This is a genomic window from Photobacterium arenosum (genome assembly GCF_014841115.1).
Lineage (GTDB): Bacteria > Pseudomonadota > Gammaproteobacteria > Enterobacterales > Vibrionaceae > Photobacterium > Photobacterium arenosum.
The window spans coordinates 41,188-56,576 of record NZ_JACYTP010000005.1 but is presented as its reverse complement, the minus strand read 5'-3'; the positions used below and the strand labels follow the sequence as shown (position 1 = coordinate 56,576).

Sequence of the window (15,389 nt, the reverse complement as noted above, 5' to 3'; positions counted from 1 at the left end):
CATGGCCATCGTCGGATTGGGGACAGACATTGCTGAAATTGCCCGTGTCGAACATGTACTCGCCCGTGCCGGCGAGACGTTTGCCCGGCGGGTACTGACACCTGAAGAGTTAACCATTTTCAGCCAGCATAAGCAGGCAGGTCGCTATCTGGCTAAGCGTTTTGCCGTAAAAGAAGCGGCCGCCAAAGCGCTGGGAACAGGCATAGCCTGCGGTGTCTCGTTTCAGGATTTTACCGTCACCAATAACGAACGCGGCAAGCCAGAGTTGGCATTGGCCGGTAAAGCGGCCGAGCTGGCCGTGCAGATGGCGGTCCGCCATATTCACCTGACCATTGCCGATGAAAAACACTATGCAGTGGCAACCGTGATCCTGGAGTCGGGCTGAAAGCGCAATCAGTCCGCCGGAGATAAAGAAAGGGAAACGTTGTTTCCCTTTTTTGACGAAAAAATGTGAGGAGTGAACAAGATTTGACGTAAGAGCCTCAAAGGTGGTGGCTGGTATTGGCATGTCACTCATCTGCCGGCTGCCAAAAGCATGAAACAAAGCAGAAAGGGGCATCCTTTCTGCTTGATGGGTGTTACTGCCGGTAAGCCTGCGATGCCCTGACCACATTGTTCATTTCGTCGATTAATTCGAACAGTTCCGGTTCCAGCTCGGTGGCTGAACTCCCGGCTTTAAGCTGGGTTTCCAGGGTATAGCAGAGGTTTTTCAGCCTTGGCACGCCACTGTAGGCGCAACTGCCATGCAGTTTGTGGATGGACGGCCACAGGTCAATGTCTTTGCCGTCCAGCACTTCATTGACCAGCATTTCCACTTCGGGCATAAAATCGAGCAGCATCTGCAACATGTCACGGGCCAGGTCTTCTTTGCCTGCGGCTTGTTTCAGCGCCAGATCCCAGTCCCAGCTGACGTTATTATTCACTGTATCAGGCTTAACGGATGGCGCTGCGGAAGCCACGGCAGGTGCTGAACTGTTGCTCTGCGGCTGCGGAATCCATTTGGCCAGCATCTGCTGCAAAATCTGTTCTTCAATGGGCTTGGTCAGGTAATCGTCCATACCAGCACGAAGCAAGCGTTCACGTTCGCCAGCCATCGCATGGGCTGTGACCGCGATGACGGGCGTATGGCTGTTCAGCGTGGTTTCATGAATCGCCTCACAGGCTCTGACGCCGTCCATCTCAGGCATCTGAATATCCATGAAGACTAAATCAAAGGCTTTCTGCTGCGCGTAATCCACGGCTTTACGGCCGCCGGTGGCGGTAATCACGGTTTCTACCCGTTCACTGAGCAGGGCGGCGATCAGTTTCAGGTTGGCCGGGTTGTCATCAACCGCCATAACGGTGAGCGGCAGCAGGGCATCGTTCGTGGCAGCCAGTGGCAGTGGTTCGGGCTCTTCCTGATGATCTGTCTGGCCAATCAAGGCATCAAACAGTTTACGCCGGGCCAGCGGTTTACCCAGACAAGCCGTCACACCGGCACTGAGTAAGCGTTCCGACAAGGCCAGCTCTGTGGTGGGCAGGCACACTAAAACTTTGTCGGCCAGTTGCTCGGCTTTAAAGACTTTATCCAGAATCGTTGCCAGCGGTGGCTGTTCGCCCGGTGACAGGCAGAGCAGGGCAAAGTCGTGATGTTCAACATCGTCCTCCGGCATGTCGGCCCGGTAGGTCACATCCAGTCCGGCTTGCAGCAGGCGTTGCTGCAGCACGTTGGCCGCCTGCAGGTTGGGTTCTATCAGCAGCAGGTGGCGGTTTTTCAGCTCGCTGGTATCGATAGGCTGAGATACCGGCAGGTCAGTTTTGGTCAGTTTGAGGGTGAACCAGAAGGTGGAACCCTGGTGCAGGCGACTGGTCAGGCTGATCTCGCCGCCCATCTGAGTAACCAGTTTCTGGGTGATCACCAGCCCCAGCCCGGTTCCGCCATAGCGGCGTGAAATGCTGGCATCAGCCTGGCTGAAGGCCTGGAATAATTGTGCTTGCTGGCGCTCCGAAATCCCTATCCCGGTATCACGGACCATGAATTGCAATTCGAGGCTCTCATCGCGATCGGCTTTGAGCTCCACGGCAATGTCTATGTTGCCGCGCTCGGTAAATTTCACTGAGTTACCGATCAGATTAGTCAGCACTTGCTGAATACGCAGCGGATCGCCAATCAGACCGGTAGGAATACGCTGATCAACCCGCAGTGTCAGCTCCAGGCCTTTCTCGTGGGCGCTGGGTGCCAGCAAACGCATGACTTCATCCAGCGAGTCGGTGAAGTCGAACGGAATGTTTTCCAGCAGCAGCTTACCGGCTTCCAGTTTGGAAAAGTCCAGGATGTCATTGATGATGGTCAGCAGGTTGTTGGCGGATTTTTCTATCGTTAGCAGGTAATCGTGCTGGCTGGCACTGAGCCGGGTTTTGAGCATCTGGCGGGTAAAGCCGATGACGCCGTTCAGCGGTGTGCGCAGTTCGTGGGACATATTGGCCAGAAATTCGGATTTGACCCGGGCAGCTTCCTGAGCGCGTTTCTTGGCAATATCCAGCTCAACGTTCTGTATTTCCAGCTGCTCAAGGGTTTCACGCAGATCGGACGTGGCCTGATCGATGCTTTGCTGCATTTCGATATGGTAGTCAGACAGCGAAATGGCCATGGCATTGATACCGTTTTTCAGGTTATCCAGCTCACCCAGCAATTCACCTTCAATCCGGATATCGAGATGCCCGCGGCGAATTCTGTCTACGACGCTGATCATGTGCGAAATCGGGCGGGTGACATCTCGCATCAGGCGATAGGCAAACAATCCCGACAGGATCAGGCCCAGCAGCAAGACCATCAGCGCAGTAAAGACTTCCTGATACTGCTGCAGCCGCAGGGGGCTCATGTCCATTTCAATGGCGATGTAACCCAGCGCCCTGGCCTGAAACCCGGGTGCGGACAGGTTACTTTGCTGTGCTTCTGTCAGTATAGGGGCCCGCATGATCATGGTACTGTCATTGATGATGATGTCAGGAAGGAAGGGGATCGGCTGATCATCGGGAAACATCAGCGCCTCAAAATTCCGATGGAAATTTGAGGTCACAAACAGCTCATTATTGCCGTCAAATACCGCGATACTGCGTACAATATCGGAATGCTTGCGATGGGCATAACTGATGATGCGTCTGACCGCTTCACGGTTATGATCTGCCATGCCGTATTCGGTGGCAATCGCCAGCGGCTCTATGATGCTGGTGCCGGTTGCAATCAGCTGATGCTCCAGATCACGGTAGCGGCTCAATGTGAAAAATGCGCTCAATAGCAGGCCAATGATCAGGGTTGGTGCTAATGTCAGGGTGAAAACCCGGGCGCGAAGTCCGTATTTGGTCATGGTTACAAGAATTCGATTCTGTGGGAGAATTGCTGTCTATGCTGGTCACGCAAGCATGTTCCAGCCCTTAGCTTAATGAATCTTTACCGTAGCGACAATTGAAGTCGATCCGGCGTTGCCTTGAAAAGGCGACAGAACACCGTGAGTTACAACATTATGGCACGCTTTTTTAAGCCGACTAAACGAATTGTCAGCGACACCAAACACAAAGAAGTGACGGTTTCACGTCTGGACCATCTGGGATCAGGTATCGCCCATCTCGATCGCAAACCGGTTTTTATTCCGGGATTGCTGCCTGGCGAACGTGCGCTGGTGCAGCTCACTGACAATAAAAAACACTATGCCCGGGCTAAAGTCATCAAACGACTGACTGACAGCCCTGAGCGCATTACACCTCAGTGTCCTGTCTATGACCAGTGTGGTGGGTGTAACTTGCAACATCTCTCTCATTCTGCCCAGGTATCGGCCAAGCGCCAGTCTCTGGGGGAGTTGATGGCGAAGTTTGCCTTGGGTGGTGACAATGAGACTGCAACGGCATTAGTGCAGGACGAACCTGTTACAGGTGAAGAGTGGCAGTACAGGCGGAGCGCGCGTTTCAGCCTTAGGTTTGAATCCGGCAAAGGGCTGTGTTTCGGTTTTCGCCAAGAGCAGAGCAAAGAGATTGTTGATATTGAGCATTGCCCGGTACTGGCGGCTTCGCTGAATGCTCTGCTGCCGCCTTTGCGTGAATTACTGGCGCAATTGCAGGGCCGCCGGAACCTGGGGCACGTCGAACTGGTCGAAGCCGATAATGGCCCTGTAGTCCTTATCCGGCATCTCAAGCCTTTTTCTGACCAGGATATGACGAGCATTCAGCAATTTGCTGACAGTCATCATGTTATGCTTTTCCTGGCGCCGGAACCTGATGAAGTGATCCAGCTGGCCGGTGATACGCCCTGCTATGCCGTGAATGGTTTGACACTGCAGTTCTCGCCTAAAGATTTCATTCAGGTGAACCGGACGGTGAATACCCGAATGATAGAACAGGCGCTGGACTGGCTGGATATTCAGCCGCATGACAGAGTGCTGGATCTTTTCTGCGGCCTGGGTAACTTCAGTTTACCGCTGGCTCAGAAAGCACAGCAAGTCGTCGGTGTCGAAGGGGTGGATGAGATGGTGCGCCGAGCCAGTACCAATGCGGCGCTGAATAAGCTGGCGAATACGGCTTTTTATCAGGGCAATCTTGAACAGGGTATTGAGTCGTTCAGCTGGGCCAGCAAAGGTTTCGACAAAGTATTGCTGGATCCGGCACGCGCGGGTGCTGCAGGGGTAATGAAAGAAGTGGCAGCGCTATCACCCAGCCGGATTTTATATGTCTCCTGCAATCCGTCCACACTGGCGCGGGACAGTCAGGTATTGTTGCAACAGGGCTATCAGTTGCAACGGCTGGGAATGCTGGATATGTTTCCCCATACGGGGCACTTAGAATCTATGGCACTGTTTATCCGAACCTGATGCCAGGCTGAGCCGGCAAAGGCCGCAGGGAGTAACAGAAAGCCATCCGTAATAACGCTATACAGGACAGAATCATGGTCGCAGTTCGCGGTGCGCATTTGAAGGAAAACGCAAAATTTGAGTTGGTACCCTGGGTAGAGAGTCTGCTGCAGGATGCTAAAACCTCGGACCGTCTGCTCCAAACCTATCAGCGCTGTGAAGCGCATCTGGACAACAAGGAAGCGGCCGGTCAGTTACTGTGGCGTGGCCGGGAAATGGTTGAAATCCTGGTGATGCTCAGTATGGATACCGACACCCTGGTGGCGGCCCTGCTGTTCCCGCTTGTTGAAGGTGGCTTCTACAAGAGTGATGACATCAAAGAGGAATACGGCCAGACCATTCTGCAAATGGTCAAGGGCGTTAAGCAGATGGCGGCAATCAGCCAGTTGAATGCCATCAAAGAAGGCGCGGCACAATCGGCACAGGTCGATAATATTCGCCGCATGCTGCTTTCTATGGTGGATGACTTCCGCTGCGTGGTGATCAAACTGGCCGAGCGCATCTGTAATCTGCGCGAGGTAAAGGACGAGCCGGATAATGTTCGTCGTGCCGCGGCGCGGGAGTGTTCCAATATCTATGCCCCGCTGGCAAACCGTTTGGGTATCGGTCAGCTTAAGTGGGAAATCGAAGATTACGCGTTTCGCTACAAACACCCGGATACCTATAAGCAGATCGCCAGACAGCTGTCTGAGCGCCGTATCGACCGGGAGCACTACATCGACCATTTCGTTAAGGATCTGGATGAGTCGATGAAAGCGTCGAATATCAAGGCGGAGGTGCATGGGCGGCCTAAGCATATCTACAGCATCTGGCGCAAAATGCAGAAAAAGAATCTCGCTTTTGATGAGCTGTTTGATGTGCGAGCGGTGCGTATTATCGCGGATCAGCTTCAGGACTGCTATGCGGCACTGGGGGTGGTGCATACCAAATACCGCCATCTGCCCAAAGAGTTCGATGATTATGTGGCCAACCCCAAACCCAACGGTTATCAGTCGATCCACACTGTGGTGATCGGCCCGGAAGGCAAAGCTATTGAGATCCAGATCCGCACCAAGCAGATGCACGAAGAATCCGAGCTGGGGGTGGCCGCGCACTGGAAATACAAAGAATCCGGCACCTCTGCCGGCGCTCACTCTGCCTATGATGAGAAAATCAACTGGCTGCGTAAGCTGCTGGCCTGGCAGGAAGAAATGTCCGACTCTGGCGAAATGCTCGAAGAGCTGCGCAGTCAGGTCTTCGATGACAGAGTCTATGCCTTCACCCCGAAAGGGGATGTGGTCGATCTGCCCTTGAATGCTACTCCGCTCGATTTTGCCTATCACATTCACTCTGAAGTTGGTCACCGCTGTATCGGGGCCAAAGTGGAAGGGCGAATTGTGCCTTTCACCTATCACCTGCAAATGGGCGATCAGGTTGAAATCATCACCCAGAAAGAGCCGAATCCGTCGCGTGACTGGCTGAATCCGAACCTGGGCTTTGTCAATTCAAGCCGGGCACGAGCCAAGGTGCATGCCTGGTTCCGTAAGCAAGACAGAGATAAAAACATCACGGCTGGCCGGGAAATTCTGGAGCAGGAGCTGCATAAAATCGGCGCCACCATGAAAGATGCTGAGTCCTATGCCCTGAAGCGCTTTAACGTGAACTCGACCGATGAGCTGTTCGCCGGTATCGGTAGCGGTGATCTGCGTATCAATCAGGTGATTAACCACATCAATGCGCTGGTGAACAAGCCCACGGCTGAAGAAGAAGATCAGCAGTTGTTGGAGCGTTTAACCGAGGCGGGCAGCAAAGCCAGCCAGAAAAAACCGCAGCGTGATGCTGTGGTGGTGGAAGGGGTGGATAACCTGATGACCCACCTGGCGCGTTGCTGCCAGCCCATTCCCGGTGATGACATAGTCGGCTTTGTGACACAGGGGCGGGGGATTTCGGTTCACCGCAGCGACTGTGAACAGCTGGAAGAACTGCGTCATGTGGCGCCGCAGCGGATCATTCATACTGTCTGGGGCGGAAGCTTTGCCGGGCGCTACACGCTGACCGTCAGGGTAACCGCTTCTGAACGTAACGGCCTGATTAAAGATCTGACCAACACCATGCACAATGAAAAGGTGAAAGTGGCCGGCGTGAAAAGCCGGATCGATTTCAAAAAGCAGATGGCGATTATGGATTTCGATATTGAACTGACTGATCTCGACAGTCTGGGCAGACTGATTCTCCGCCTGGAGCAGGTGAAAGATGTCTTTGAAGCCAGACGACTGCACTGATCTCATCCTATCGACAAAACGGGCTCCGGCCCGTTTTGTGCCCAATAACAACCTGACACAGAGCACAGGATAACCATCATGAGCGATAAGCCCATCAGCACCTTACTTTCCATCATGACGCAGCTGCGCGACCCGCAGCGGGGTTGCCCCTGGGATCTCAAACAGGATTTTGCCTCTATCGTGCCCCACACGCTGGAGGAAGCCTATGAAGTGGCAGATGCCATTGCTAAAGAGAGCTGGGATGATGTGAAGGAAGAATTGGGCGATTTGTTATTTCAGGTAATCTTCTATAGCCAGTTGGCGAAAGAAAAAAGCTTGTTTGATTTTGATGATGTGGTCGGCGCGATCAACCACAAACTGATTCGTCGCCATCCTCATGTTTTTGCAGATAAAGATTTCGCCGATGAAGCAGCAATACATGCGAACTGGGAAGCGGAAAAGGCCAAAGAGCGTGCAGAAAAAGGGCAGGATGACAGTATTCTGGCTAATATCCCTAAGGCAATGCCTGCTCTGAACCGGGCCGATAAAATCCAGAAACGCTGCGCCCAGCTGGGTTTCGACTGGCCAACGCTGGGGCCGGTCGTTGACAAAGTGCAGGAAGAAATCGATGAAGTGATGGAAGAAGCCCATCAGGCGGTACCCAGTCAGGAACGCATCGAAGAGGAGATCGGGGATCTGCTGTTTGCTGTTGTTAACCTGAGCCGGCACCTGAAAGTGAAACCGGAAATGGCCTTGCACAAAGCGAACCGTAAGTTCGAGCGCCGGTTTCGCGAAGTGGAACGTTGTGTGCTGGAACAGGGCAAGTCGATTGACGCATGTTCACTGGATGAGCTGGATGCCGAGTGGGAAAACGTTAAGCGCAAGGAAAAGTCTGATTCAGCATCAAAGTGAGCACTAACCCGTAAGCAGACTTTCCATCAAGGATACCGGGCTTGATTTGGAACAAAAAGCGTCTGGGTTTACTGTGATAGTTTTCACGTTGTGGCAATAAAATGTGTCTGGTATACTAATTTCCCGTCCAGATACTTTTTATCCTCTACACCAATCTTCCAGGTTAAACATGACAACGAATTACATTTTTGTGACGGGCGGTGTTGTATCCTCCCTAGGTAAAGGTATTGCTGCAGCCTCACTGGCGGCCATCTTAGAGGCCCGTGGTCTGAAAGTGACCATGATGAAGTTAGACCCTTACATTAACGTTGATCCAGGCACCATGAGCCCGATTCAACACGGTGAAGTATTCGTTACGGAAGACGGTGCAGAGACCGACCTTGACCTTGGTCACTATGAGCGTTTTATCCGTACCAAGATGACCAAGCGCAACAACTTTACCGCTGGCCGTGTCTATGAAGACGTGCTGCGTAAAGAGCGTCGCGGTGACTATCTGGGTGCGACCATTCAGGTCATCCCTCATATTACTAACGCTATCAAAGAGCGTGTGATTGCCGGTGCAGAAGGCCACGACGTTGCTATCGTCGAAGTGGGCGGTACGGTCGGTGATATCGAGTCCCTGCCATTTATGGAAGCAATTCGCCAACTGGGCGTGCAGCTGGGCCGTGAGCGTGCAATGTTTATGCACCTGACTCTGGTGCCTTACCTGGCCGCGGCCGGCGAAGTGAAAACCAAGCCTACTCAGCACTCAGTCAAAGAACTGCTGTCTATCGGTATTCAGCCGGATGTGCTGATCTGCCGTTCTGACCGTATGATTCCGGCCAATGAGCGAGCCAAGATTGCCTTGTTCTGTAACGTGCCGGAAAAAGCTGTTATCTCAATGAAAGACGTTGACTCCATCTACAAGATCCCTCAGCTGATCAAGTCGCAGGGTCTGGATGAACTGGTTTGTCAGCGCTTTGGTATTACCGCCCCGGAAGCCGATCTGAGCGAGTGGGAGCGCGTTATCTATGAAGATGCCAATCCTACCGGTGAAGTCACTATCGGTATGGTGGGTAAATACACCGAACTGCCGGATGCATATAAGTCAGTCAACGAAGCACTGAAGCACGCTGGCCTGAAAAACCGCTTGTCTGTGACCATCAAGTACGTAGATTCACAGGATGTTGAATCCAAAGGCGTAGAAATGCTGGCAGGTCTGGATGCGATTCTGGTACCGGGCGGTTTCGGTGGTCGTGGTGTTGAAGGCAAGATCATGACAGCGCAATATGCGCGTGAAAACAAAATTCCATATCTGGGCATCTGTCTGGGCATGCAAGTCGCACTGATCGAATTTGCGCGGAACGTGGCAGGTCTGAGCGGTGCACACTCAACGGAATTTGATGCCAAATCACCGTATCCTGTGGTGGGCCTGATCACTGAATGGGTCGACAGCGAAGGTAACGTTGAAGAGCGCACAGAAGAGTCGGATCTGGGCGGCACTATGCGCCTGGGCTCTCAGCTGTGCCATCTGGAAGAGAGCAGCAAAGCCCGTGAAATGTACGGCAGTGCAACAATTCACGAGCGCCACCGTCACCGTTACGAAGTGAACAACAACCTGCTGCCTCAGCTGAAAGAAGCGGGCCTGAAAATCTCCGGCCTGTCTGCTGACAAGAAGTTGGTAGAGATTATCGAAGTGCCGAATCACCCTTGGTTTGTGGCGGCTCAGTTCCACCCTGAGTTCACCTCAACACCTCGCGATGGCCATCCTTTGTTTGAAGGGTTCGTCAAAGCGGCTGGTCAGCACCAGCGTGGTGAGTTCGAAGAGTAATCAGTTACAAACAGCTGTTGCACATGGAGTGCGGCAGCTTTTTTTTCGCTTTTTTAAATCAAAATAAAGCAAGAGGAAACACTATGTCTAAGATCGTTAAAGTTTTGGGTCGTGAAATCATCGACTCACGCGGTAACCCGACAGTGGAAGCTGAAGTCCACCTGGAAGGTGGTTTTGTTGGTATGGCTGCGGCACCATCTGGTGCATCAACGGGTTCCCGCGAAGCTCTGGAGCTGCGTGACGGCGACAAATCTCGTTTCCTTGGCAAAGGTGTACTGAAAGCCGTTGAAGCGGTTAACGGTCCTATTGCTCAGGCGCTGGTTGGTAAAGACGCGAAAAGCCAAGCGGACATCGACCAAATCATGATCGACCTGGACGGTACTGAAAACAAATCTAAGTTTGGTGCTAACGCTATCCTGGCTGTCTCTCTGGCGAACGCAAAAGCAGCCGCGGCTGCAAAAGGCATGCCTCTGTACGAGCACATTGCTGAACTGAACGGCACTCCGGGCAAGTTCTCTATGCCTCTGCCAATGATGAACATCATCAACGGTGGTGAGCACGCTGACAACAACGTAGACATCCAGGAATTCATGATCCAGCCAGTAGGTGCTAAAACACTGAAAGAAGGTCTGCGTATCGGTGCTGAAGTGTTCCATAACCTGGCAAAAGTACTGAAAGCCAAAGGTCTGAGCACAGCTGTTGGTGATGAAGGTGGTTTCGCACCAAACCTGGAATCTAACGCTGCGGCACTGGCTGCTATCAAAGAAGCTGTTGAAGCGGCTGGCTATGTACTGGGTAAAGACGTCACGCTGGCGATGGACTGTGCGGCTTCTGAGTTTTACGACAAAGAAGCAGGCAACTACAACATGAAAGGCGAAGGCAAAATCTTCACGTCTGAAGAGTTTAACTTCTACCTGCAGGATCTGGCGAACCAGTACCCAATCGTGTCTATCGAAGACGGTCTGGACGAGTCTGACTGGGATGGCTTCAAGCACCAGACAGAACTGCTGGGCGATAAACTGCAACTGGTGGGTGACGACCTGTTCGTGACTAACACCAAGATCCTGAAAGAAGGTATCGACAAAGGTATCGCTAACTCTATCCTGATCAAGTTCAACCAGATCGGTTCTCTGACTGAAACGCTGGCTGCTATCAAGATGGCTAAAGATGCCGGTTACACCGCCGTTATCTCTCACCGTTCCGGTGAAACTGAAGATGCAACGATTGCTGATCTGGCAGTTGGTACAGCCGCAGGTCAAATCAAGACAGGTTCTATGAGCCGTTCTGATCGTGTTGCTAAGTACAACCAGCTGATCCGTATCGAGGAAGCGCTGGGCGAGAAAGCACCGTATAACGGTCTGAAAGAAGTGAAAGGTCAGGCATAAGTCTGAAGCTTCACTTTTGTCACTTTGAGTGACCCCGGATGATAAGCCGCTCAACAGAGCGGCTTTTTTCTGTCCGAATGGCGGGTCCGGAACTGGTCACATACGGCGCTTTATGGGATTATTACCGGCTTAGAGGCTGATTAGATAGCCTGTCGACTTGTGTTAATCACCCAAGAATGAGGCTTGCATGCGTGTATTCAGTGCAGTGTTACTGCTGGTATTATCCTGGCTGCAGTACGAATTCTGGTCCGGCAAGAATGGCATGTCTGATTATATGGCGCTTAAAAACAATGTGGCGCTACAGCAAAAAGCGAATGCCGAACTGGTTCAGCGTAACCAGCAGATGTATGCAGAAATCAATGATTTGCATCAGGGCCTGGAAGCGGTAGAAGAGCGTGCCCGGCATGAGCTGGGTATGATCAAGCCCGGAGAAACTTTTTTCCGCATAGTCGGTGACCATTCCCTCTAGGATGGCCACTCAGCGTTAACTTGGCAGTAAACCCATCATGACTCAAACCTTAACGGCGGTAGTGCCTGCTGCAGGTGTCGGCAGCCGTATGCAGGCCGACAGGCCGAAGCAGTATCTGGTTATCGCAGGCAAAACGATACTGGAACATACGGTGGACAGCTTGTTACAACACCCCGCTATTAGCCGGGTAGTGATTGCGATCAGTGACGGCGATCCTTATTTTAATCATTTGTCTCTGGCCCGTCGTCCGGATGTCGTCGTGGTATCAGGCGGTAGTGAACGTGCCGATTCAGTGTTTTCCGGCCTGGCCACACTGGCGGATAATGATTGGGTACTGGTGCACGATGCTGCCCGTCCCTGCCTGCATCAGGATGATTTGTCCCGTCTGATTGAACAGGCACAGCAGCATGCCTTTGGCGCCATTCTGGCCGCACCGGTGCGCGATACCATGAAACGTGGTAACGGCCGGCAAACTATTGCGGCAACAGTGGATCGCACCGACCTCTGGCATGCATTGACCCCCCAGATGTTTCGGGTCAGACAGCTCAGAGATGCCATGGTCAAATCGCTGGCGGAAGGGGCTGTGCTCACAGACGAAGCATCGGCGCTGGAATATTGCGGCTTTTCGCCGCGGCTGGTGCCCGGTCGGGCTGATAACCTGAAAGTCACTCAGCCTGAAGATCTGGCACTGGCTGAATTTTACCTGCAGCAACGACAAAAGGAGCAGGCATAATGCGAATTGGACACGGTTTTGACGTACACAAGTTTGGCGGTGATGGCCCGGTGATCATCGGCGGGGTAGCAGTGCCTTATGAACAGGGTCTGATTGCTCACTCCGATGGTGATGTCGCTCTGCATGCTGTGTGTGATGCGCTGCTGGGCGCGATAGGTGCCGGCGATATCGGCCGTCATTTCCCTGATACCGATGCGGAGTGGGCGGGGGCAGACAGCCGCGTGCTGCTGCGTGATGTGTACGCCAAGGTTAAAGCGAAAGGCTACCGCCTGGGCAATCTGGATGTCACAATTATTGCGCAGGCACCGAAAATGGCGCCTTATATTGAACAAATGTGCCAAACCATTGCCGACGATCTCGACACCACGGTCGATAATATTAATGTAAAGGCCACAACGACTGAACGTTTGGGTTTTACGGGCCGCAAAGAAGGCATAGCCTGCGAAGCGGTCGTTTTGCTGCGCTCGCTCTGACGCCGCCCCTTCCTGTATAACGGAAAGAATATGACAATTGATATGGACAGCCTGAACTGGCTGAATGGTAAGCCTGTCTGCCAGGGACGAAGCAAAGTTCGCCCGGAAGATTTTATCGTCAAAGAGCAACTGGGTTTTGACTTCACCGGCAGTGGTGAGCATTTCATGGTGAAGATCCGTAAAACCGGCGAGAACACCAAATATGTTGTCAACGAGCTGGCGAAAGCGTGCGGAGTGAAATCCCGCGATGTCAGCTGGGCTGGCCTGAAAGACAGGCACGCGGTGACCGAGCAGTGGCTGAGTGTGCATCTGCCGGGTAAACCAGACCCGGATTTGACGTCATTTGTCGCCGAGCATCCAGGCGTCGAAGTGCTGGCGACCGATCGTCACGACAAAAAACTGCGTCCCGGCGATCTGGCCGGCAACCATTTTGAGTTGCGTCTGAGCGAGCTGGATAACCCTCAGGATCTCGACGCGCGGCTGAAGAAGATTCAACAGCAGGGCGTGCCGAATTACTTTGGTGCGCAACGTTTTGGCCATGACGGTAATAACGTGGTCAAAGCCAGAGCCTGGGGGAACGATGAATTTCGTGTCCGCGACAAGAGTAAGCGCAGCTTCTACCTGTCAGCTGCCCGCTCCTGGTTGTTTAATCTGGTGTTGTCCCAGCGTATTGCCGACGGCAAGGCAGGTACCTTGTTAGCGGGCGACTGTGTTCAGCAGCAGGGCAGAGAAGACTGGCAGCTGGTTGAGCAAATCACGCCTGAATGGCAGGCACAGGTGGCGGCGGGTGAATGGCTGATTACTGCGCCTGTGACCGGCGACAATGCGCTGCCCAGCCAGGGTGAGGTGGCGGCTTTTGAAATGGCGGTGATTGAGCAGGAGCCATTGCTGCTGAAACTGATCCGCGATAACAGGATGCGACACGAACGTCGTCCCCTGATGCTGCGTCCGGCGGACATGCACTGGCAACTGCATGCTGATCAGCTGGAAGTGCAGTTCTCCTTGCCTGCGGGATGTTTCGCCACGGCAGTATTAAGAGAACTGATTGATGAGCCTGAGCAGAAGGATGGCAGATATGCGAATTTTGATCAGTAATGATGACGGCATCTTTGCTGAAGGAATCAATACACTGGCCGATACCCTCAAAGAGCTGGGTGAGGTGTATGTGGTGGCGCCGGATCGTAATCGCAGCGGCGCCTCTAATTCACTGACACTGGAAACTCCTTTGCGTGTTCGTGAAGAAGGTATCAGGCGTATGTCGGTGGAAGGGACACCAACAGACTGTGTACACTTCGCGCTGAACGAGTGGCTGACCGATAAACCGGATATTGTGGTGGCCGGGATTAATCACGGCGCCAACCTGGGTGATGATGTGTTGTATTCAGGCACAGTGGCTGCCGCGACGGAAGGGCATTTTCTCGGCGTACCGGCCATTGCTGTGTCTTTAGTCGGTCGTGAACATTTTGCTACGGCCGCTCAGGTTGTCAAAGAAGTGGTGGGGCGTTTGATGGCCCAGCCTCTGCCGAGAAATAAAATTCTCAATATCAATGTGCCGGATGTGCCTTTGTCTGAACTGGGCGAATGGCAGGTGACACGCCTGGGTGCCCGTCACCGTGCGGAAAAAATGGTCAGGGACGTTGATCCCCGCGGCAAAACGATATACTGGCTTGGTCCCCCCGGGAGTTGCCAGGATGCCGGGCCAGGTACAGACTTTTATGCGATAGAACACAAGCAAGTATCAATTACACCGCTTCAGGTTGATCTGACAGCACACGATGCGCTGGACGACTTGGCACAGTGGATGAAACAAGTGGAGAGCAACTGATAATGCGCTATGCGGAACAACGCCATAGCCTGATGGAATATTTGTCTCAGCAGGGGATAGCAGACCGTAGGGTATTGCGGGTAATGGATACGGTTCCCCGTGAGCATTTTATTGATGAAGCCTTGTCGCACAAGGCTTACGAGAATAATGCCCTGCCCATCGGGCGTGGGCAGACCATTTCACAGCCTTATATTGTGGCCAGAATGACAGAGTTGCTTGCCTTGCAACCCGGCACCCGAGTGCTGGAGATTGGTACCGGCTCTGGCTATCAGACCGCGATTCTGTCTCGTATGGTGGAGCATGTTTACTCGGTTGAACGCATTAAGGCTTTGCAGTGGCAGGCCAAGCGCCGTTTCAAACAGCTGGACTTACATAATATCTCGACCAAGCATGGTGATGGCTGGCAGGGATGGTCAAGTAAAGGGCCATTCGATGCCATCATAGTGACCGCTGCCGCGGAGGTCGTCCCGCCGGCGTTGCTCGAGCAGCTGTCTGAAGGGGGGCGCCTGGTGATCCCTGTCGGTGAGCAGCACCAGATGCTGAAACGCATCCGCTTACTGGATGGTCACTATGTGACAGATGAAATTGCGCCGGTCCGATTTGTGCCTCTGGTGGCAGGGGAGCTGGCGTAGCGCATGAAAGGTTTTAGCGGAAAAAAGCAC

13 protein-coding genes are annotated in these 15,389 nt (G+C 53.1%); 12 read left to right on the top strand and 1 reads right to left on the bottom strand.

Features of this window, described 5'->3' with window-relative positions; translation table 11 throughout:
* Position 1 precedes the first annotated feature (1 nt).
* On the top strand, positions 2-385 hold the full coding sequence (gene acpS, locus IFO68_RS09740) for a holo-ACP synthase (RefSeq protein ID WP_192015727.1): 384 nt from the start codon (positions 2-4) through the stop codon (positions 383-385).
* A gap of 193 nt (positions 386-578) precedes the next feature.
* Here the strand turns inward: acpS and barA are convergent, their stop codons facing one another.
* On the bottom strand, positions 579-3,347 hold the full coding sequence (barA, locus tag IFO68_RS09735; RefSeq protein ID WP_192015726.1) for a two-component sensor histidine kinase BarA: 2,769 nt from the start codon (positions 3,345-3,347) through the stop codon (positions 579-581).
* A gap of 156 nt (positions 3,348-3,503) precedes the next feature.
* On the opposite strand from barA, the gene rlmD reads away from it, so the two are divergent.
* The 11 genes from rlmD (at position 3,504) to IFO68_RS09680 (ending at position 15,359) form a co-directional block, all read left to right on the top strand.
* The gene (rlmD, locus tag IFO68_RS09730) at positions 3,504-4,841 is read left to right on the top strand and encodes a 23S rRNA (uracil(1939)-C(5))-methyltransferase RlmD (protein WP_192015900.1); all 1,338 of its coding nucleotides are present in this window, start codon (positions 3,504-3,506) and stop codon (positions 4,839-4,841) included.
* Positions 4,842-4,915: 74 nt separating this feature from the next.
* Positions 4,916-7,141, top strand: coding sequence for a GTP diphosphokinase (gene relA, locus IFO68_RS09725; protein WP_192015725.1), 2,226 nt, complete (start codon positions 4,916-4,918; stop codon positions 7,139-7,141).
* Positions 7,142-7,219: 78 nt separating this feature from the next.
* Entirely contained in the window at positions 7,220-8,032 is an 813-nt protein-coding gene (gene mazG, locus IFO68_RS09720) for a nucleoside triphosphate pyrophosphohydrolase (protein ID WP_192015724.1), read from the top strand.
* Between the two features lie 169 nt (positions 8,033-8,201).
* Positions 8,202-9,842, top strand: coding sequence for a CTP synthase (locus IFO68_RS09715; RefSeq protein ID WP_192015723.1), 1,641 nt, complete (start codon positions 8,202-8,204; stop codon positions 9,840-9,842).
* Between the two features lie 83 nt (positions 9,843-9,925).
* A complete protein-coding gene (gene eno, locus IFO68_RS09710; protein WP_192015722.1) occupies positions 9,926-11,227 on the top strand; it encodes a phosphopyruvate hydratase in 1,302 nt (433 codons plus the stop codon).
* Positions 11,228-11,414: 187 nt separating this feature from the next.
* Complete coding sequence (ftsB, locus tag IFO68_RS09705; RefSeq protein WP_192015721.1) at positions 11,415-11,696, top strand: cell division protein FtsB; 282 nt, start codon at positions 11,415-11,417, stop codon at positions 11,694-11,696.
* A 37-nt stretch (positions 11,697-11,733) separates the two neighbouring features.
* A complete protein-coding gene (ispD, locus tag IFO68_RS09700; RefSeq protein ID WP_192015720.1) occupies positions 11,734-12,429 on the top strand; it encodes a 2-C-methyl-D-erythritol 4-phosphate cytidylyltransferase in 696 nt (231 codons plus the stop codon).
* Positions 12,429-12,902: a 2-C-methyl-D-erythritol 2,4-cyclodiphosphate synthase gene (ispF, locus tag IFO68_RS09695; protein ID WP_192015719.1), complete on the top strand. Its 474-nt coding sequence runs from the start codon at positions 12,429-12,431 to the stop codon at positions 12,900-12,902. The genes ispD and ispF overlap by 1 nt, the downstream gene beginning before the upstream one ends.
* 30 nt (positions 12,903-12,932) lie before the next feature.
* On the top strand, positions 12,933-13,997 hold the full coding sequence (gene truD / locus IFO68_RS09690; RefSeq protein WP_192015718.1) for a tRNA pseudouridine(13) synthase TruD: 1,065 nt from the start codon (positions 12,933-12,935) through the stop codon (positions 13,995-13,997).
* Positions 13,978-14,727 carry a 5'/3'-nucleotidase SurE gene (surE, locus tag IFO68_RS09685; RefSeq protein ID WP_192015717.1) on the top strand — a complete coding sequence of 250 codons (750 nt, stop codon included), beginning with the start codon at positions 13,978-13,980 and terminating at the stop codon, positions 14,725-14,727. The genes truD and surE overlap by 20 nt, the downstream gene beginning before the upstream one ends.
* A 2-nt stretch (positions 14,728-14,729) precedes the next feature.
* Positions 14,730-15,359 carry a protein-L-isoaspartate(D-aspartate) O-methyltransferase gene (locus IFO68_RS09680; RefSeq protein WP_192015716.1) on the top strand — a complete coding sequence of 210 codons (630 nt, stop codon included), beginning with the start codon at positions 14,730-14,732 and terminating at the stop codon, positions 15,357-15,359.
* Positions 15,360-15,389: the final 30 nt, after the last annotated feature.

Bases quoted from the DNA above. Each gene is read 5' to 3' on its own strand.
- ispD (WP_192015720.1), top strand. From the start codon at position 11,734: ATGACTCAAACCTTAACGGCGGTAGTGCCTGCTGCAGGTGTCGGCAGC.
- ispF (WP_192015719.1), top strand. From the start codon at position 12,429: ATGCGAATTGGACACGGTTTTGACGTACACAAGTTTGGCGGTGATGGC.
- truD (WP_192015718.1), top strand. From the start codon at position 12,933: ATGACAATTGATATGGACAGCCTGAACTGGCTGAATGGTAAGCCTGTC.
- relA (WP_192015725.1), top strand. From the start codon at position 4,916: ATGGTCGCAGTTCGCGGTGCGCATTTGAAGGAAAACGCAAAATTTGAG.
- rlmD (WP_192015900.1), top strand. From the start codon at position 3,504: ATGGCACGCTTTTTTAAGCCGACTAAACGAATTGTCAGCGACACCAAA.
- eno (WP_192015722.1), top strand. From the start codon at position 9,926: ATGTCTAAGATCGTTAAAGTTTTGGGTCGTGAAATCATCGACTCACGC.
- mazG (WP_192015724.1), top strand. From the start codon at position 7,220: ATGAGCGATAAGCCCATCAGCACCTTACTTTCCATCATGACGCAGCTG.
- acpS (WP_192015727.1), top strand. From the start codon at position 2: ATGGCCATCGTCGGATTGGGGACAGACATTGCTGAAATTGCCCGTGTC.
- IFO68_RS09715 (WP_192015723.1), top strand. From the start codon at position 8,202: ATGACAACGAATTACATTTTTGTGACGGGCGGTGTTGTATCCTCCCTA.
- IFO68_RS09680 (WP_192015716.1), top strand. From the start codon at position 14,730: ATGCGCTATGCGGAACAACGCCATAGCCTGATGGAATATTTGTCTCAG.
- ftsB (WP_192015721.1), top strand. From the start codon at position 11,415: ATGCGTGTATTCAGTGCAGTGTTACTGCTGGTATTATCCTGGCTGCAG.
- barA (WP_192015726.1), bottom strand. From the start codon at position 3,347: ATGACCAAATACGGACTTCGCGCCCGGGTTTTCACCCTGACATTAGCA.
- surE (WP_192015717.1), top strand. From the start codon at position 13,978: ATGCGAATTTTGATCAGTAATGATGACGGCATCTTTGCTGAAGGAATC.